At 34.3% G+C, this 18,755-nt stretch carries 14 protein-coding genes, 1 tRNA gene and 1 pseudogene; 9 read left to right on the top strand and 7 right to left on the bottom strand.

The genetic code is table 11. From position 1 onward, the window contains the following. Window positions 1–329: 329 nt before the first annotated feature. The 4 genes from NL281_RS06530 to NL281_RS06515 form a co-directional block, all read right to left on the bottom strand. A complete protein-coding gene (locus NL281_RS06530; RefSeq protein ID WP_253303014.1) occupies window positions 330–1,286 on the bottom strand; it encodes an IS5 family transposase in 957 nt (318 codons plus the stop codon). Between the two features lie 133 nt (window positions 1,287–1,419). Next, a complete protein-coding gene (locus tag NL281_RS06525) occupies window positions 1,420–2,589 on the bottom strand; it encodes an IS4 family transposase (protein WP_253303197.1) in 1,170 nt (389 codons plus the stop codon). 279 nt (window positions 2,590–2,868) lie between these two features. After that, complete coding sequence (gene gshB / locus NL281_RS06520; RefSeq protein ID WP_253303196.1) at window positions 2,869–3,798, bottom strand: glutathione synthase; 930 nt, start codon at window positions 3,796–3,798, stop codon at window positions 2,869–2,871. 60 nt (window positions 3,799–3,858) lie between these two features. Further along, on the bottom strand, window positions 3,859–4,455 hold the full coding sequence (locus NL281_RS06515) for a BON domain-containing protein (protein ID WP_006279461.1): 597 nt from the start codon (window positions 4,453–4,455) through the stop codon (window positions 3,859–3,861). Window positions 4,456–4,595: 140 nt separating this feature from the next. On the opposite strand from NL281_RS06515, the gene NL281_RS06510 reads away from it, so the two are divergent. From NL281_RS06510 to NL281_RS06470, 9 genes are all read left to right on the top strand, one after another. Next, window positions 4,596–4,677: transfer RNA gene (locus NL281_RS06510), tRNA-Leu, on the top strand. Between the two features lie 158 nt (window positions 4,678–4,835). Further along, on the top strand, window positions 4,836–6,170 hold the full coding sequence (tig, locus tag NL281_RS06505) for a trigger factor (RefSeq protein ID WP_155968869.1): 1,335 nt from the start codon (window positions 4,836–4,838) through the stop codon (window positions 6,168–6,170). Between the two features lie 11 nt (window positions 6,171–6,181). After that, complete coding sequence (clpP, locus tag NL281_RS06500; protein WP_006280254.1) at window positions 6,182–6,808, top strand: ATP-dependent Clp endopeptidase proteolytic subunit ClpP; 627 nt, start codon at window positions 6,182–6,184, stop codon at window positions 6,806–6,808. Beyond that, window positions 6,808–8,085 carry an ATP-dependent Clp protease ATP-binding subunit ClpX gene (gene clpX, locus NL281_RS06495; protein ID WP_253303195.1) on the top strand — a complete coding sequence of 426 codons (1,278 nt, stop codon included), beginning with the start codon at window positions 6,808–6,810 and terminating at the stop codon, window positions 8,083–8,085. Before clpP ends, clpX begins: the two co-directional genes overlap by 1 nt. Window positions 8,086–8,100: 15 nt before the next feature. Then, window positions 8,101–10,554, top strand: coding sequence for an endopeptidase La (gene lon / locus NL281_RS06490; protein ID WP_141456951.1), 2,454 nt, complete (start codon window positions 8,101–8,103; stop codon window positions 10,552–10,554). 289 nt (window positions 10,555–10,843) lie between these two features. After that, the gene (locus tag NL281_RS06485; RefSeq protein ID WP_253303194.1) at window positions 10,844–12,139 is read left to right on the top strand and encodes a Na+/H+ antiporter NhaC family protein; all 1,296 of its coding nucleotides are present in this window, start codon (window positions 10,844–10,846) and stop codon (window positions 12,137–12,139) included. 34 nt (window positions 12,140–12,173) lie between these two features. Then, window positions 12,174–13,433 (top strand): cbb3-type cytochrome c oxidase subunit I, encoded by a 1,260-nt coding sequence (locus NL281_RS06480; RefSeq protein WP_010962509.1) that lies wholly within the window; start codon window positions 12,174–12,176, stop codon window positions 13,431–13,433. Between the two features lie 810 nt (window positions 13,434–14,243). Further along, a complete protein-coding gene (locus NL281_RS06475; RefSeq protein WP_253303014.1) occupies window positions 14,244–15,200 on the top strand; it encodes an IS5 family transposase in 957 nt (318 codons plus the stop codon). A 190-nt stretch (window positions 15,201–15,390) separates the two neighbouring features. Beyond that, the gene (locus NL281_RS06470) at window positions 15,391–16,560 is read left to right on the top strand and encodes an IS4 family transposase (RefSeq protein ID WP_253302993.1); all 1,170 of its coding nucleotides are present in this window, start codon (window positions 15,391–15,393) and stop codon (window positions 16,558–16,560) included. A gap of 127 nt (window positions 16,561–16,687) precedes the next feature. On the opposite strand, the pseudogene NL281_RS06465 reads toward NL281_RS06470, so the two are convergent. From NL281_RS06465 to hemC, 3 genes and pseudogenes are all read right to left on the bottom strand, one after another. Next, window positions 16,688–17,143 (bottom strand): annotated as a pseudogene (locus tag NL281_RS06465) (FAD-binding protein); the annotation flags it as partial. Window positions 17,144–17,293: 150 nt separating this feature from the next. Further along, window positions 17,294–17,503: a hypothetical protein gene (locus NL281_RS06460; protein ID WP_370273934.1), complete on the bottom strand. Its 210-nt coding sequence runs from the start codon at window positions 17,501–17,503 to the stop codon at window positions 17,294–17,296. Window positions 17,504–17,850: 347 nt separating this feature from the next. Next, window positions 17,851–18,729, bottom strand: a complete 879-nt coding sequence (gene hemC / locus NL281_RS06455) for a hydroxymethylbilane synthase (RefSeq protein WP_253303705.1) — start codon at window positions 18,727–18,729, stop codon at window positions 17,851–17,853. Between the last annotated feature and the right edge of the window lie 26 nt (window positions 18,730–18,755).

Raw genomic sequence — 18,755 nt, 5'->3', positions numbered from 1 at the left:
TCCAGTCTGGAATCCAGAAAAAAGAATGGTGTCATCCCAGTGCTTGACACATAGCTGTACGAACATTCATTTTTGAAGGTAAATTGCACAGCAAATGGTGTCATTCCAGTCTGGAATCCAGAAATTTTGCTTATAACTGAGCTGATGAGCTAAAGGTAGTTGTCTTACGCTAAAACAAACGTTTTTAATTAAGTTGCATAGAACCAGTGTCTGGGCACTGGCCCACTGGTGGGAATTGCTCCTAAACTACAACGTTCGTACAGCTATGTGCTTGACACTGGGATGGCTTTGTTGCATCACACTTTATGAGATGGTGATTTATGGTAAATTCATGTAACTATCTCAAATTTAGCCATACCAATATCAGTGAATTTATTAAGCAAATAGCATTTGATTAGCAGTTCTTTTTCTCGATTTATCTCAGATTTATTCCTAAAACTAAATCCGAATATTTGCTTTAATCTTGAGAAAAACCCTTCAATATAAGATCTTTTCCCATAATTTACTTCTTTTTTCCATTCTTTCATGCCATCTTCACCGTATAATTTTATTAACCTAATAGCAGCATTCCTGTCAGACATATAATCTATTTCTGGATGTTCTGCCGCATTGTTTATTGGTGGAATTTTTGTCTTTATATCATATTTGTTACACAACTTATAAAACTTGTGCCTATCACATGCTCTATCTGCATATAGTGCTTTTATGGCATGCTGAAAATCAACTTCTTTTAGCAAATCACAAGCTCCATAGTGATCAGAGTAGACACCGTTACTGTATTTTACAGCTATGGCTTTTTTGTTGTTTATATTCAACATTACGTGCAATTTTCTCGTTTGCTCATAGCCACGATATTTTCTGTCAGTGCTATTTTCCTTGCTGTGACCAGGAGTGTTGTTGTATATACTAATTCCTGTACTGTCTATAGCAATTTCGATATCTTCCATATTATTTTTATCAATTCTGCAATCATTTATCTTAATATTAAGTTTCTTAAACCTTCTTGATGCTTGTGAATAGCTGATAACTGCCAAATCTCTTCCTATTTGTTGCAAATACCCTTTTATAAACCCGACTGTTTGTCTTAAACCAATTCTAAAGAAACTGACGATTATATGCACCAAAATCACAACTTTATCACTATAAATATAGTTGCCGCCCTGCATTTTTGGACAATTCTCGTACCAATTTTCTATGGCGTCATTGATATAACAAAAAATGCTTCCTCTTTCTTGGAGAAATTTGTTATATTCATGGCAGTTACTGACTCTCATTTTTTGTGGCATATTTTTTCTTCAACAGTTAAATGGCTATTTATAATGAATTTTGTCAGTAACTGCCAGTTCTTTTCACTTGAGCGATGCAACAAAGCCCACTGGGATGACATCATAGGGGCACTGGCCATAAGTGTTGAAAGTATCAAAAATAACGTGATATGAGATGATCAACGGCATGTAAATTACCTCCCGACAGTAAAACAATCGAACGTATAAAAGAGTCATTTAGATCCAATGTGAATTGCAGTAATGCTATTTTGAACCCATGTAGATTATTTTTGATTTTATAAACAAGAAATAACAAAGCCGTAATAATAATCATGTAAATATACACCTTCATGCCATTCATAGTATGGCTTAAAAAGTGCTTATATCCAAGATTTTGCTTTATAAATTTAAAGAACACTTCTATATCCCATCTGCGCCTATATAGCTCTGTTACTTCATAAGCTGGCATTTCAAACAAGTTTGTCAAAAACCATATTTCATCTCCAATTTTATTTCTGATTTTTATTAGCCGTAGATCATGCTTTTCTGCCACTTTACCTCGTGCACGATAAAGATTAACTATTATATCTTCTAAAATCTCTGATCCATCCGATTTTTGTTCTCTTATAACTTTGTTCCTGCTTATAACATCATGTTTTCTTCCTACTTTAACTCTTGTGATAAATTTGTACTCCTTTTCATCAAATTCGGCAAAAGTTCCAACTTTTCTGATTCCTCTATCAAATAATAAAATATCCTCTTTTTCAACTTTAGCTTCATTAATTGCTCTCACTAATGCTATATCTTCACTACTTTCTTCTTGTCCTTTACAAAATCTTATACTTGTCGGCAATTGATCCTTTAATCCTACACTCACTTTAACTTGACTGTCGTTACTTTTACCGCCTATTTTTAGCCCATCTTTTATGAGATATCCCGATAAATTTATGATCGTCGAATCAAACTTATGTAAGTTATTTGATGTTTTTTGGGGTAATAGCTTTTTAATCTTGCTCATCAAATCAATATATACTCCCTTAAAATATTCTGGATTTATAACTTTTAACCTTTTTGACAAACCACTGTATGTTACTGTACTTTTATCGCTATTCTTATCCATTATACACCTGTTTATTACCATTTCTAGCGCTCTTAGGCTTGTTTTTTGCCCCATTAATATTAACTTCATTAGACCTTTAAATATAATCTTGCCCAACAATTTAGTATTACATTTATCTACTTCACTTAATTTTCCTAGCCTTTCTAAATCCTCATCTTTTATTAAATTTAGTACTCTTTCTATTTGATCCATTATTGCCTCCATTTTCTTGCAATAATAGTTCTTTATGTCTTTTTTGTGTTACTTTCAACACTTATGCCATTTATCCCCTAAGCCATCTGTATATTGCACGCTTGTACTTGTTTCTATCATTTTGATCCTAAATTATTTAGCTTACTCACTTTTTACATTTGTGGGTAAAAGTAAGAGTTAAAATCCGACCGGGACGATTGTATAGCCGCGATAAGGTAGATAAGCCCAAACGCCATCATGTCTTTAGGAGAGTTTGCTAATGAAAGTTCTTAAGTTGACGCCATTGATTGTTCACAGGTTTAGTTGATGGCTGCTTGCTTTTTCTTCAAACACGTCCCAAAGATCCTTTTCTAGCGATATATTATACAATTCATTGATATAAACTACTCCCGTGGGTGAAGTTGTGTTAATTTCGAGCAGGAAGTCATCTATAATATCAATACCAACAAATATTAGCCCTCTTTTCTTTAATTCAGGACCAATTTTGTTACATATTTCATTGTTTCTATCGTTCATTTGAGCGGGCTCAAAACTTGCTCCAAGTCGCATGTTTGTTCTGATCTCTCCACTGATTTTTGGAATTCGTTTCATTACACCAATTGGTTGGCCATAAAGTAGCAATATTCTTTTATCTTTATCTATGTTTTTACAAAATGATTGTGCAATCACAGGGCATTCGTATTTTGCTATCATGAGATCCACTACTACTTGAATACTATTCTCATCTTGTATTCTTATCACATCGTTTCCTCCATAACTATACAATGGCTTCAGAATAATATCTTGATAGTTGTAGTAGAAATCTCTAATCATTGATATATTTTCAGTAATCAAAGTTGGCGGAATTAGCTCTGGAAATAATGAAGTTATCAATTTTTCAGGACAATTTCTTATTTCTGTTGGATTGTTAATTACCAATGCGCTGGTTTTTTCTAAGATATATGTTGTTGTAATATAACGCATATCAAAGGGTGGATCCTGTCTGATAAATATGATGTCCATTTCATTCAAGTTGATTGCTACATCCTCTTTAGAGATAAAACTAAAATCATCAACGCTGACTTTCTGAGCCAGAGCAATTGGATGGTTTAGCTTTAGTGCTAAATTGTTAGGAGCATAGACAAAAACTTCGTGCTTCCTCCTTTGTGCTTCCTTTATTAGCACGAATGTAGTGTCAGTTTCAAAATTTATATTTTCATCCATCTGAAAGGCAATTTTCATTTATGTTCTCTACCTATTGTCACAACTGTACAAATGTTATAATTTGAAAGCGATTTTTGCCTAATGGCGTAACTTACTGTACCTGTATCGTACATAACTTACAACTTGTTTTACTCCCTTTACTTTTCTTGCAATTGCTATTACAGCTTTTAATTCCGCTTTATTTTGGGCTATACCCATCAAATAAACAACTCTATCAACCGTATTAACGCTATAATTAATTGACTTAATATTTCTTTTTCCCAGGAGTCTTGTTCTTATTTCCGCTGTTATCATGCCATCTACAGTGGTGTCTAGCATGGAAGCCATTTGAATTGGTATTACTCTTATTTCATTTATCACTTCTTTAATTTCTTTTTGCTGCCAAGCTATTTTTTCTGCTGTAAGTTGTTTTTCAGGAGTGTCAACACTTCCAATGAGCAATACTCTTCCTTCACTTACTTTAACCTTTATGGATGAAAATAGCCCATGTTTTAAGAGCCCCTTATTAATTCTGATGACCATAGTCGTATCATCAATGATATTTCCCAAGGATTTGTCCTGCATTGTTATTGCTGTTGCTGTCGCTGTAGCCACCACACCACCTATTATAAGGGTTGTGCAACCACTTTGTGTAATCAAAAAAATTGCGAGCAAGAAGCTTGTTATTAATCTCATTATTGATTTTCAGGGTTTAGAGCTTTCATTAAGAAATGTTAATAAGCTTTTTTGATTGTGTAAATACCATAAATTAAGTAAGACTTTAAACCTTGAATATTTTTAATGGAATACCTATAATAGGGTACTAAAAATTTCTTGCGGATATGGCGGAATTGGTAGACGTGCCAGGTTTAGGTCCTGGTGAGCTTGCTCGTGGGGGTTCAAGTCCCTCTATCCGCACTTTAAAGTCATGTAACTTAGGTTTTAAGGGAAAATTTATAATCACTAAATACACTTTTGTTTGTGTAAAAACCTGTTCTTAAGGATTGTGTTTAACTTAAATTCTGGTAAAATGACTCTATTAAGATATGAATTAAAATGTTAATAAATGAATTATGATGTCTAATAATATACCTCAAAATACAGTCGAAGTAAGTAGCGTATATACCTACAAAGAGCTTAGTATAGATAAACTAAAGTATGAGTATGAAATCACAGTTGGTAGTGATTATATAAAACAAAAGGTAAATTCCAGGTTGCAAGAGATAGCAGAAAATGCAAAATCACCTGGATTTAGGGCTGGAAAGATGCCCTATGACCTTGTTGTTGCAAATTATAAAAACGAGGCTTTGGAATATGTGATAAATAATACAATTGATTATTGCTCAAGTGATTTGATGAAAAAAATTGAAGTCAAGTCTCACATTTATCCTAAGGTTGATGTTATATCATTACCAGATCTGGGCAAAGAAAATGAGGAGGGCAATTTTGTATACAAGCTATCTTTTGAGTCGATGCCTGAAGTACCGATGATAGATCTTGACAAAATAAACTTAAAGAAAATTGAAGCAAAGATTGAAGAGGAAGATATAAAAGAATTTATTGATTCTATCAAAACAAAGTTCCCCAATTTTGCCTCTGTTGATGATGCTTCTTATCAAGCGAAAGATGGGGATAAATTGATAATTGATTTTGAAGGGCGGATTAGGAATAAGCTCTTTCAAGGTGGAAGTAGCAAAGATTTTGCCGTTAATTTAGGGTCTGGCACATTTATTAATGGTTTTGAAGATCAATTAACTGGTATGAAAAAGGGAGAAACAAAGAACTTTAAGTTGAAATTTCCTGAAAATTACCAAGCCATTTCCCTTGCAGGACAGGAAGCTGATTTTTCTGTGCGAGTTAATGAGATTCAAATTGCCAAAGATTTTGAAAATGATGATGAAATAGCTAAGAGTATTGGGTTTAAAGATTATTCTTTGCTAATAAATCATGCAAAAAAAATGATTGGTGATCAGTGCACCGAAATGAGAAATCTCTTAATTAAAAAGGAGCTGTTTGATTATTTGGATGCTAATTATAGTTTTGATTTACCCACAGACATAGTAAAACAGGAGCAACAAAGAATGGAAGGAGAATTGGGTGCTCAAAATGATTCTCGTAAAGAAGCTGAAAAACGTGTAAAGCTTGCTATGTTATTTATGAAATTTAGTGCAGAACATAAAATATCATTAACTCAAAATGATGTTTTGAGTGTTATTGTAAATCAATATGTCAGTAAAGATGTGCAATTTGACAGAGTACTTAAGCATTTTGAATCAAATAAACAATTTCAAGAATTAGTTAGAGGGCAAGCGCTTGAGTATAAAGTGACAGATTATATAATAGAAAAAGTTAGTAAAGAAGAGCAGATTGTTTCTGTGAAAGAATTAAAGGAATTATTTGATAATATTTAATAGGAAAAGGTATGACTCTTATACCAATTGTAGTTGAACAAACTAGTCGCGGTGAGCGCGCTTATGACATATATTCAAGACTAGTGAAAGAAAGAATAATTTTTGTAACAGGTCCTATTGAAGACAATATGGCCAGTGTAATAGTAGCACAGCTTTTATTTTTAGAATCGGAAAATCCCGATAAAGACATTTGTATGTACATCAACTCACCAGGTGGTGTTGTAACTGCTGGTTTGTCGATCTACGATACAATGCAGTATATAAACCCAGACGTTTCAACTTTATGTATAGGTCAAGCTGCGTCTATGGGTTCTTTATTGCTTGCAGCTGGTACAAAAGGTAAGCGCTACTCTCTACCTCATTCAAGAATTATGATACATCAGCCATCTGGTGGTTATCATGGTCAAGCAACTGATATAGAAATACATGCTAATGAAATTTTGCGGGTTAAGAAAAAACTAAATCAAATTTATGAAAAACATACTGGAAATTCACTGAAGAAAATTGAAGGAATGATGGAAAGAGATAAATTCATGGATCCTGAAGAAGCAAGGAAAATTGGCTTAATTGACAGGGTGATAGCTGAGCGTACAGATATTGAAATTGAAAATATTAAAGTTAAACAAAAGGTGGGTTAATGGATAACAATAATGATTTACACTACTGTTCTTTTTGCAACAAGGCGCAAGATGAAGTAGATAAATTGATTACTAACTCTTCGGATGGTTTAAAGGTGTTTATTTGTAATGAGTGCATAGAATTATCCCATAAAGCAATAAGTCAAAAGAAAGATAGATCTTTTAATTCAGATCGTATATCTGATATGAAGCTATTACTAAAGAAACCTGAGGATATAAAAAACTTTCTCAGCAAGCATGTTGTAGGTCAAGAACACGCGCAACACGTTTTATCTGTAGCTATGTATAACCATTGTCAATCCATGGTACAATTTCATGCTATAAGTGATATTGAAATCGAGAAGTCAAATATAATGCTTATTGGTCCCACTGGTTCTGGTAAGACTTTGCTAGCCAAAACACTTGCTAAAGTTTCAGATGTGCCATTTGCTATGGCTGATGCGACAACTTTAACTGAGGCAGGTTATGTGGGTGATGATGTAGAAAGCGTGTTGTCGCGTTTATTACAAGCTGCAAATTATGACGTTGTAAAAGCACAGCGTGGTATAGTGTTTATAGATGAAATAGACAAGATTACAAGAAAATCTGAAAGCACTTCAATAACCCGTGACGTTTCAGGTGAAGGGGTCCAGCAAGCTCTGCTTAAGATTATGGAGGGTACAGTTGCTTATGTTCCGCCACAAGGAGGGCGAAAACACCCACAACAAGAGTTTATACAAGTGGATACTAGTAACATACTGTTTATTTGTGGAGGAGCTTTTGAAGGCCTCGATAAAATTATTGAAGCGAGAAAAAAGGGAACGTCAGTTGGCTTTGGAGCAGATATAAGTCAGTCTAAAGAGCAAAAGAAAAAGAATGCTTTACATGATGTTCAACCTGAAGATTTAATCAAATTCGGTTTAATACCCGAATTTGTAGGGCGGGTTCCAATAACTGCTGTTTTAGATGAGCTGGATCATGAAGATTTAATACATGTGTTGACAGAGCCAAGGAATGCACTAATAAAACAGTACAAAGCATTGCTTGCGTTTAGCAAAGTAAACCTTGAGTTTTCAGATGAAGCAATATCAGCTATTGCTAAAAAGGCTATAAGCTACAAAACAGGTGCAAGAATGTTACGTGCTATCTTGGAGTCACTTTTGCTTGACATTATGTATACATCTGGAAACGGAGGCTTTGAAGGTAGCACTATAGTAATCACTAAGAAAATGGTAGAATTAGGAAAAGCAATGGTTAATCATAATAACAATGGCAATGTTATAACGGTTAATGATTAATTTGAGGCATATATTATGAACATTGAACGTGCTGTAAGCTCTAGTTTTACTGCATTGCCAGTATTACCTTTAAGAGATGTAGTAATTTTTCCAAATATAATGGTGCCTTTATTCATAGGCAGAGAAAAATCTGTTAATGCACTAGAGTATGCAATAAGTAGTAGTAATCACCAAAATGAGATTTTTCTTGTAGCACAGAAAGATGGCTCTGTTGATAATCCAGAGCCTGAAGATCTTTATGAAGTAGGTGTGTTAGCAAGCATTGTACAACCGTTAATAAAATTACCTGACAATGCAGTAAAAGTTATAATCCGGGGGATAAGAAGGGGAAGAGTTGTAGAATATATTAGCTCTCATACTTTATTACAAGCCAGGGTAGAGTTAGACAATCATTATAAAGAAGATGAAGACAATATTGATTTAGAAGCTTTAAGGCGGTCTGTTGTAGACGCGTTCGATAGCTGGTGTAAGCTAAACAAGAAAAATCAACCCGAGGTTGCCATTAACTCCATTGATCAAATCAAAGAAGTTGATCAACTTGTAGACACGGTAGCTTCACATTTAAATATAAAAGTATCAGATAAACAAAGTATACTTGAGGCTTATGACCCAGAAGAGCGTTTAAAAAAAGCTTTTGCTTTTATTGAGAGAGAAATGAGTATTTTGAACGCACAAAACCGTTTATATAAGACAATTAAATCGCAAGTTGAAAGCACTCAGAAAGTTTACTACCTTAACGAGCAATTGAAAGCTATACAGAAAGAATTAGGCGAATTTGAGAATGGTGATGAAGGGAATATACTCAATGAATTTGAAAAAAAGATAAATGAAACAAAGCTTTCTCAGGAAGCAAGAGAGAAAGCTATAACTGATTTGAAGAGATACAAGAAAATGAATCCCATTTCTCCTGAAGCTACAGTTATATCTAGTTACTTGCATTGGTTGCTTGAGTTGCCATGGGGAAAGTACAAAGATGCAAAAATTAACTTAAATGCAGCTAAGAAAATCTTAGATGAAAATCATTATGGCATAGAGAAAGTAAAAGATAGAATAATAGAATTTTTAGCGGTATTAAAAAGAGTAAAAGAGATAAAAGGTCCTATACTTTGCTTAGTTGGACCGCCAGGTGTTGGTAAAACTTCTTTAGCTAAGTCTATGGCAAGAGCAGTAGGAAGAGATTTTGTTCGCATAGCTCTTGGTGGTGTGCGTGATGAGTCTGAGATACGAGGGCATAGGAAAACTTATATTGGCTCAATGCCTGGTAAAATCATTCAACACATGAAAAAAGCTAATTCATGCAACCCGCTTTTTCTGCTTGATGAAATAGATAAGATGGGTTCTGATTCGCGTGGCGATCCTGCATCTGCATTACTTGAGGTTTTAGATACTGAGCACAATAAACACTTTACGGATCATTACTTGGAAGTTGAGTTTGATCTTTCAAGTGTAATGTTTGTAGCTACGGCAAACAGCTTAAATTTACCACATCCTTTGCGTGATAGGATGGAAATTATACAATTGTCCGGGTATACTGAAGATGAAAAAATCAGTATTGCTACACACCACCTTATTCCGAAGTTAAAGAAGGAGCATGGTTTGTATCAGAAGGAATGGGACATAACTAATGAGGCGTTATACGAGTTGATACGTTTATATACACGTGAAAGTGGTGTGCGGAGTATGGAAAGGGAGCTTGCAAAGCTCATGAGAAAGGCAGTTAAAGAAATATTGACTGATAAAAATAAGAAAATATCCGTAGGGGTTGACAATTTACAAGATTATTTAGGGGTACGTAAATATACCTTTGGCATTGCGGAAAATGAGAGTTTAGTAGGAATAGTAACTGGGCTCGCCTATACTGAAACAGGTGGTGATATTTTGATGATAGAATCAGTCCTAATTCCGGGCAAGGGAGAAATAAAATACACAGGAAAGCTTGGAGAGGTTATGCAAGAATCTATAAAAGCTGCGTATAGTTATATTCGATCAAATTGTTTGTTTTTTGGTATAAAGCCCGAAAAATTCCAAAATAATGATATACATTTACATGTACCTGAGGGTGCAGTACCAAAAGATGGCCCTTCTGCTGGCGGCGCGGTATGTACGTCTATTGTTTCTCTTATGACGAATATACCAGTTAACAAAAATGTTGCTATGACAGGCGAAGTGACATTGCGTGGTAGAGTTTTAGCTATTGGGGGCTTAAGAGAAAAATTGCTTGCAGCGCTCAGAGGATCAATCAAAACTGTGATTATACCAAGTGAAAATGAGAAAGATATGCAAGAGATTCCGGCAAGCATCAAAGAGGGGATCAACGTAGTTTTTGCTAAGAATATTGATGAAGTTATGAAAGTTGCTTTAATGCACCCTACTACTCCAATTGATGGTGATGATAATCAAAATAGTGTGCCTTCCTCTATAGAAAGTAAAGATGATACTTTTCCTATGTCGGAAACATTGAAGCATTAGATTAAAAAAATATTATCAATCTCCATTTCTCTTTTATCCGGCAAAAATCCACCAACTTGTGCATCCCATAAGGATATGACTTGCTTTGTTGTTATGTTATTCATATTTTTTACTTATTCTATCTCCCAGTTTAATTCAAGTAGATGATATATTATAATAGTCCTTTTCATGGAAACCTTTTCTGGTAGATTGCTTTCTAGAAAAACCTTGGTCAAGGTGCTAACTGTGGTTTATAATAATATAAATCATATCATAGTTGATTTGCGTTTATCAGAGCTGGAGTAGAGGTATGTTTTATCTTACAAATTTTTTGCCTATTTTACTGTTCCTATTTCTTTTTGTAGGAAGTGGTATATATTTTACTATTCTTGGCGTGTCAAATGCTTTTTATCAGTTATCTCCACTGGTAGCCATTGTTCCTGCCATAGCTCTGGGTTGGGTTTTATACAAGGGCAATACTGAAGAAAAAATGTATGCCTTTCTAGATGGAGTAAGAGATCGTAATATTATCACTATGTGCATCATTTTTTTACTTGCAGGTGCATTCAGTGAAGTAACTAAAGCAATCGGTAGTGCTGATGCCACAGTTAATTTGGCTCTTTCATTTATACCAACACAATTTTTACTCATAGGATTATTTTTTGTAGCAGCTTTCATCTCCACTGCTATTGGTACATCAATGGGCACCATTGCAACAATTGCTCCTATTGCAGTTGAACTGACACAAGCTGGGATTTCTCCTTCCTTAGGAGTTGCAACCGTTGTAGGAGGAGCAATGTTTGGTGACAATTTATCTATTATCTCTGATACTACAATTGCATCTGTGATGTCTCAAAAGGCTGATATAAAGAAAAAATTAAAACTGAATGCAAAAGTGGCACTAATTGCTTCTATATTCACAATAATTATATTATTTTATAGCTCAAGCAATAGTGCTGCTATTTCAGTTAAGGAGTATTCTTTATTGCTTGTGACTCCTTACATAATACTTATATTGCTTGCAAACTTTGGAATAAATGTATTTACGGCATTGGTTTTAAGCATAACTTTTGCTGGAATCATTGGATTTATAAATAACAACAATCATGGTTTATTGTTTTTAAGCCAAAACATCACTAAGGGGTTTATGAGTATGCATGAAATTATGCTACTGTCATTGATGGTTGGCGGGCTTTCAGGACTGGTAGGTAAAAATTCTAAGGAGTTTGCAGATAAACTTTCATCTTGGGTTATGATACAACGTGGTGGACAAAAAACAGCGCAGTTATTTATTGCAAAAATAGTCAGTATATTTGATATTTTACTTGCAAATAATACCATCGCTATAATTTTTAGCGGTGAAATTGCTAGAGATATTGCTAAGAAATATGAAATACCGCCTCACTATAGTGCAGCATGGCTAGGCATATTTTCTTGTGTATTTCAAGGATTAATACCGTATGGCGCTCAATTGCTTTTGGCTAGCACTATTGCTGGAGTTTCACCTTTGGCAGTCGTGCCACACGTATACTATTGCTATGTTTTAGGTATTATTGCAGTGTTATATATTGTATTGAACAAAATTGAGAAAAAAGATTGTGCTTAATATACAAGACAACGCTCCGCTCTGTAGAAAATGGATGTTCTTGGCAGTATGTGCTCTTGCTTGCTCTGGGTTACTGTCAATAATTGTTATTTTTCTACGATTGCCTTTTATCTCCTCTCTTGTTCCTTCTGCACAATATATTTTTGATAATGCGCTGGTAATACACGTGAACTTATCAATTTTAGTGTGGATGTGCTCTATAATATCTCTGCTCTTTATCATAAACCTACAAAATACCAATAGTTGGTTTAACTTTTCATGGGTTCTATCAACCCTTTCGATGCTGCTCATGTTTATATCCGCATTCGTTCCAAATACTGAAGTTATCAAAAGTAACTATATTCCCGTATTACAAAACAAATTATTTTTACTTGGACTCAGTTTATTTATTGCCAGTATATTAGTAAATACAATGCTAGCATACACATCAAAAAAAGAGGTTTCATTTCTCTCTGTTGGGCAAATTGGGCTAGTTATTATACTTGTATCGTCATTTCTTTGCTTTGTTTTAGCATATAATAATATGCCTCCAGGTCTATATCACTCAGATAATAATTTATTTTACGAATATCTCTTTTGGGGAGGCGGACATTTATTGCAGTTTGCTTTTACTCAAGGAATGTTTTTAGTCTATTTAATAATGCTAAGTTCCAATGATATTAGTTTAGCTTCAAACAATAAAATTACTATTTTACCACTATTTATAAACACGATTTTAGCTGTAGGCGCACCGTTTGTATATTTTGTTTATCCAGTTGATAGTGCCAAGTTAATACAGTTTTTTACTTGGCATATGAGGATTGCTGGAGCAGTTTTGCCGTGCTTTTTGATAATATTAGTGTGCTACAACATCAGAACTTTTATTAATGATAAAAGCAACTATTTATTACATTCATTTTTGTTGTTCACTTATGGAGATGTGCTCGGAGTGTTGACTATTGAAGGTAATGTCACGATTCCCGCTCATTACCATGGTTCTGTAGTTGGTATCACTATAGCTTTTATGAATTTTGTCTACTGGATGTTACCTAAATTAAACTTTAAAGAGATAAAAAGTTCCATGGTAAGATTACAGATTTATGCCTACAGTATAGGGCATTTTCTCCATATCACTGGCCTTGTGTGGCTTGGTGGATATGGTGCTTTAAGGAAGGTTGCAGATCTGCCAAGCATTTCGTCAATGTTAGCACGCACGTGCTTCATTATAGGTGGCGCTATATCAGTTGTTGGTGGAATGTTGTTCGTAATAATTGTGCTTTTACATCTGTTAAAAGGCAAAGCGCGTACCAACTGACCCATAGAAACAAAAAAAACTTACTTGACAAACTCCGCCAGCCCCCTTATCATGAAACTGAAGCTATTTATTTATCTTCGCAATCTGTGCAGGTTAATGACAAAAAACTTAGGGTATTTGGCGTCTCATGTTTAATTTTTCGCACTACGTGCATCGCATGTCTTTAAAAATTTCTGGGTTTTTACCTATATAAGCCGAAACGCGCTTACAAAGCGTTTAAGACAGCAAAAAACGTCAAATTGACAAGGGAGAATTTGAATGCTAGCTACTACGGGGTTTCTTTGCCTTTTTTCCTGCTTAGTAAATTTCTTAAACACTTGCGGTGTAGGTTAGTTGCAAGTTAAAAGCAGCTAAATCGCTCTTAATCAAGCGTTTTAGAATAAAAAAAACGCCGATATTTTAGTACATAGTAAATAGCCAACCATCACGGGGCTTCTTTTGCCTTTTTTTTCATTTGGTAAATTTCTTAATATTTATGGCTAAACGACAATCGTCATCCCGCTACTTGTTAGCGGGATCTAGAGATACCGCGGCGGTATGACGTAGGACTGCTGTCATCCCAGTGCTCCTTTTTTTGTCATCCGAGTAGCTGACACTGTCCTCCTTTGTCATCCCAGTGCCCAGACACTGGGATCCAGCATTTCACGCAATCCCATCAAGAACGTTGTATTTTACATAACACTTTTATGCTTACCAACTTAATAAAATTCCTGGATCCCAGTGGGCTTTGTTGCATCGCTCAAGTGAAAAGAACTGGCAGTTACTGACAAAATTCATTATAAATAGCCATTTAACTGTTGAAGAAAAAATATGCCACAAAAAATGAGAGTCAGTAACTGCCATGAATATAACAAATTTCTCCAAGAAAGAGGAAGCATTTTTTGTTATATCAATGACGCCATAGAAAATTGGTACGAGAATTGTCCAAAAATGCAGGGCGGCAACTATATTTATAGTGATAAAGTTGTGATTTTGGTGCATATAATCGTCAGTTTCTTTAGAATTGGTTTAAGACAAACAGTCGGGTTTATAAAAGGGTATTTGCAACAAATAGGAAGAGATTTGGCAGTTATCAGCTATTCACAAGCATCAAGAAGGTTTAAGAAACTTAATATTAAGATAAATGATTGCAGAATTGATAAAAATAATATGGAAGATATCGAAATTGCTATAGACAGTACAGGAATTAGTATATACAACAACACTCCTGGTCACAGCAAGGAAAATAGCACTGACAGAAAATATCGTGGCTATGAGCAAACGAGAAAATTGCACGTAATGTTGAATATAAACAACAAAAAAGCCATAGCTGTAAAATACAGTAACGGTGTCTACTCTGATCACTATGGAGCTTGTGATTTGCTAAAAGAAGTTGATTTTCAGCATGCCATAAAAGCACTATATGCAGATAGAGCATGTGATAGGCACAAGTTTTATAAGTTGTGTAACAAATATGATATAAAGACAAAAATTCCACCAATAAACAATGCGGCAGAACATCCAGAAATAGATTATATGTCTGACAGGAATGCTGCTATTAGGTTAATAAAATTATACGGTGAAGATGGCATGAAAGAATGGAAAAAAGAAGTAAATTATGGGAAAAGATCTTATATTGAAGGGTTTTTCTCAAGATTAAAGCAAATATTCGGATTTAGTTTTAGGAATAAATCTGAGATAAATCGAGAAAAAGAACTGCTAATCAAATGCTATTTGCTTAATAAATTCACTGATATTGGTATGGCTAAATTTGAGATAGTTACATGAATTTACCATAAATCACCATCTCATAAAGTGTGATGCAACAAAGCCATCCCAGTGTCAGCTACTCGGATGACAAAAAAAGGAGCACTGGGATGACAGGAGAGGGAGGCTACTTGGATGACATCATAGGGGCACTGGGCATAAGTGTTGAAAGTAACACAAAAAAGACATAAAGAACTATTATTGCAAGAAAATGGAGGCAATAATGGATCAAATAGAAAGAGTACTAAATTTAATAAAAGATGAGGATTTAGAAAGGCTAGGAAAATTAAGTGAAGTAGATAAATGTAATACTAAATTGTTGGGCAAGATTATATTTAAAGGTCTAATGAAGTTAATATTAATGGGGCAAAAAACAAGCCTAAGAGCGCTAGAAATGGTAATAAACAGGTGTATAATGGATAAGAATAGCGATAAAAGTACAGTAACATACAGTGGTTTGTCAAAAAGGTTAAAAGTTATAAATCCAGAATATTTTAAGGGAGTATATATTGATTTGATGAGCAAGATTAAAAAGCTATTACCCCAAAAAACATTAAATAACTTACATAAGTTTGATTCGACGATCATAAATTTATCGGGATATCTCATAAAAGATGGGCTAAAAATAGGCGGTAAAAGTAACGACAGTCAAGTTAAAGTGAGTGTAGGATTAAAGGATCAATTGCCGACAAGTATAAGATTTTGTAAAGGACAAGAAGAAAGTAGTGAAGATATAGCATTAGTGAGAGCAATTAATGAAGCTAAAGTTGAAAAAGAGGATATTTTATTATTTGATAGAGGAATCAGAAAAGTTGGAACTTTTGCCGAATTTGATGAAAAGGAGTACAAATTTATCACAAGAGTTAAAGTAGGAAGAAAACATGATGTTATAAGCAGGAACAAAGTTATAAGAGAACAAAAATCGGATGGATCAGAGATTTTAGAAGATATAATAGTTAATCTTTATCGTGCACGAGGTAAAGTGGCAGAAAAGCATGATCTACGGCTAATAAAAATCAGAAATAAAATTGGAGATGAAATATGGTTTTTGACAAACTTGTTTGAAATGCCAGCTTATGAAGTAACAGAGCTATATAGGCGCAGATGGGATATAGAAGTGTTCTTTAAATTTATAAAGCAAAATCTTGGATATAAGCACTTTTTAAGCCATACTATGAATGGCATGAAGGTGTATATTTACATGATTATTATTACGGCTTTGTTATTTCTTGTTTATAAAATCAAAAATAATCTACATGGGTTCAAAATAGCATTACTGCAATTCACATTGGATCTAAATGACTCTTTTATACGTTCGATTGTTTTACTGTCGGGAGGTAATTTACATGCCGTTGATCATCTCATATCACGTTATTTTTGATACTTTCAACACTTATGCCATTTATCCCCTAAGCCATCTGTATATTGCACGCTTGTACTTGTTTCTATCATTTTGATCCTAAATTATTTAGCTTACTCACTTTTTACATTTGTGGGTAAAAGTAAGTATTTAACCCTAGGCAGCCAGATTTATCAATTAACTCCCATGCTCGGTAGTTTTTTGGATTTTTGAATATGCACCCAGCAGTTTTTCCTCTTATTGGCTGGCTTTTATTTTTCCTCTCAATAACTTCCTTTAACCTTTGCAGTATAAGCTCATACTCTGAGTTTACTCCTTTAAACTCAGCTTCAACAAAAATCCAATTTCCTTTTAGGCTATGTCCACGGTAAAAATACCCCATTTCTTCGCTGGAGAACTCATATAGGTTTCCATCCTCTAGATTCACTGCTTTTATGGATTGTACAACACTTGCGATATCACTACCATATGCACCTGCATTCATTTCTATTCCGCCACCAACTGTTCCTGGAATTCCAACTAGAAACTCCAACCCACTAATCTGCTGATTTCCCGCAAAGTGAGCAAGGTTGCTGAGCAGCACAGCTCCCCCAGCTACAATACTTACTATTACCCACAAATAAAAACATAGTATTGTATTTACTCAAATAATTTAATTTTATTAACCTGAAAGCTTATTAGATTAAAATTATTAAACTAAGAGTTATAATTTTAGCAACTAAAAGCTGTAAATTGCACCATATAAACAGTTATTTCAAGCAAAAGTTATGCCATTAAGAGCTATGCAACAAACATTTATATTTGTGGGTAATAGTAAGGCTACAATAGAGTTGTTACCCTTACTTTTAATATATGCAAACTCCTTACCTAATTTTACTGTTATTCCTCGAATGCCACTATCTCGCACTATTATGTTGGATGTTGCACCAATAACGCTAACTGGCAGTTCAGTATTTTTAATCAAGTATGTTAAATCTTCAATATCACATGGTTTAAATAATACATCAGCTCGTCCACCAACATTTAACCCTTACTATTACCCACAAATATAAATGTTTGTTGCATAGCTCTTAATGGCATAACTTTTGCTTGAAATAACTGTTTATATGGTGCAATTTACAGCTTTTAGTTGCTAAAATTATAACTCTTAGTTTAATAATTTTAATCTAATAAGCTTTCAGGTTAATAAAATTAAATTATTTGAGTAAATACAATACTATGTTTTTATTTGTGGGTAATAGTAAGCATTTAACCACGTCGCTTTAGACATTAAGACATCATAACGATAGATTCCACGTACTTTAGGTAAGCTTATAAGCATTTTGATTTCAACTCTAATCCTGCATCCATACCCATTTTCTCCGCATCTTCTATAAATGAAGTGCGCTCAGTGAAGTATATATTTTTTCCACTTGCTAACATACAACGAAGGTGTAGCATATTTTCGCTCACATATTCAGCCAAAGCTGCAAGTGGTGTAAAACATGAACCATTCACTGTCTTCATAAAACTGCGCTCTGATTTCACTCCTATAAAAGACATATTATTATTAATTTTCTCTAAAAGATCGATAATTTTTACATCATTCCTTCTACATTGAATACAAACCGCCCCCTGCCCCACTGCACTTAACATAACTTTCGGTGGCAATACCTCTGTAATCAAGTGATGTTTTTCTAATCTTATGAGTCCTGCTTCAGCTAGAATTATTCCATCAAAACTTTGATTTTGCAATCTGGTTGTTACATTTCCACGTAGCGGTACTATATTTAAATCTGGTCTAACATTTAACAACTGAACTTTTCTTCTTATTGAAGAAGTGGCAATAGTAGCCTGCTGTGGCAAAGACTCAAGGCTATTGTGTTTATGAGAAATAAACGCATCGCATGAACTTAGCCTTTCTAAAACACAAGGAATTGTTAAACCCCCTGAGAAAAACGCAGGCACATCCTTTAGCGAGTGAACTGCCATGTCTATATTATTTTCGAGCAATTCAGTCTCAATTTCTTTAATGAATAATCCTTTACCTCCTATTTCAGCAAGATTTGCGTTTGCATACTTATCTCCAGAAGTTTTTATTTTAATAATTTCAATAGATAAGTTAGGAAAAGAATCCAGCAACTTTTGTTTTGCTTCCAAAGCCTGGGCAACTGCAAGCTTGCTTCCTCTGGTGCCTATTTTGACTAGCATGTGTACGATCAATGGCGTCAACTTAA

The organism is Wolbachia endosymbiont of Phyllotreta cruciferae, from assembly GCF_918697765.1.
In the GTDB taxonomy this organism is placed as follows: Bacteria; Pseudomonadota; Alphaproteobacteria; order Rickettsiales; family Anaplasmataceae; genus Wolbachia; species Wolbachia pipientis.
This window is presented reverse-complemented; position numbering and strand designations above follow the sequence as displayed.

Coding starts and splice junctions, on each gene's coding strand:
- NL281_RS06475 (WP_253303014.1), top strand. CDS start 14,244: ATGCCACAAAAAATGAGAGTCAGTAACTGCCATGAATATAACAAATTT.
- lon (WP_141456951.1), top strand. CDS start 8,101: ATGAACATTGAACGTGCTGTAAGCTCTAGTTTTACTGCATTGCCAGTA.
- NL281_RS06530 (WP_253303014.1), bottom strand. CDS start 1,286: ATGCCACAAAAAATGAGAGTCAGTAACTGCCATGAATATAACAAATTT.
- NL281_RS06515 (WP_006279461.1), bottom strand. CDS start 4,455: ATGAGATTAATAACAAGCTTCTTGCTCGCAATTTTTTTGATTACACAA.
- hemC (WP_253303705.1), bottom strand. CDS start 18,729: ATGCTAGTCAAAATAGGCACCAGAGGAAGCAAGCTTGCAGTTGCCCAG.
- NL281_RS06485 (WP_253303194.1), top strand. CDS start 10,844: ATGTTTTATCTTACAAATTTTTTGCCTATTTTACTGTTCCTATTTCTT.
- clpX (WP_253303195.1), top strand. CDS start 6,808: ATGGATAACAATAATGATTTACACTACTGTTCTTTTTGCAACAAGGCG.
- gshB (WP_253303196.1), bottom strand. CDS start 3,798: ATGAAAATTGCCTTTCAGATGGATGAAAATATAAATTTTGAAACTGAC.
- NL281_RS06470 (WP_253302993.1), top strand. CDS start 15,391: ATGGAGGCAATAATGGATCAAATAGAAAGAGTACTAAATTTAATAAAA.
- clpP (WP_006280254.1), top strand. CDS start 6,182: ATGACTCTTATACCAATTGTAGTTGAACAAACTAGTCGCGGTGAGCGC.
- NL281_RS06480 (WP_010962509.1), top strand. CDS start 12,174: ATGTTCTTGGCAGTATGTGCTCTTGCTTGCTCTGGGTTACTGTCAATA.
- tig (WP_155968869.1), top strand. CDS start 4,836: ATGTCTAATAATATACCTCAAAATACAGTCGAAGTAAGTAGCGTATAT.
- NL281_RS06525 (WP_253303197.1), bottom strand. CDS start 2,589: ATGGAGGCAATAATGGATCAAATAGAAAGAGTACTAAATTTAATAAAA.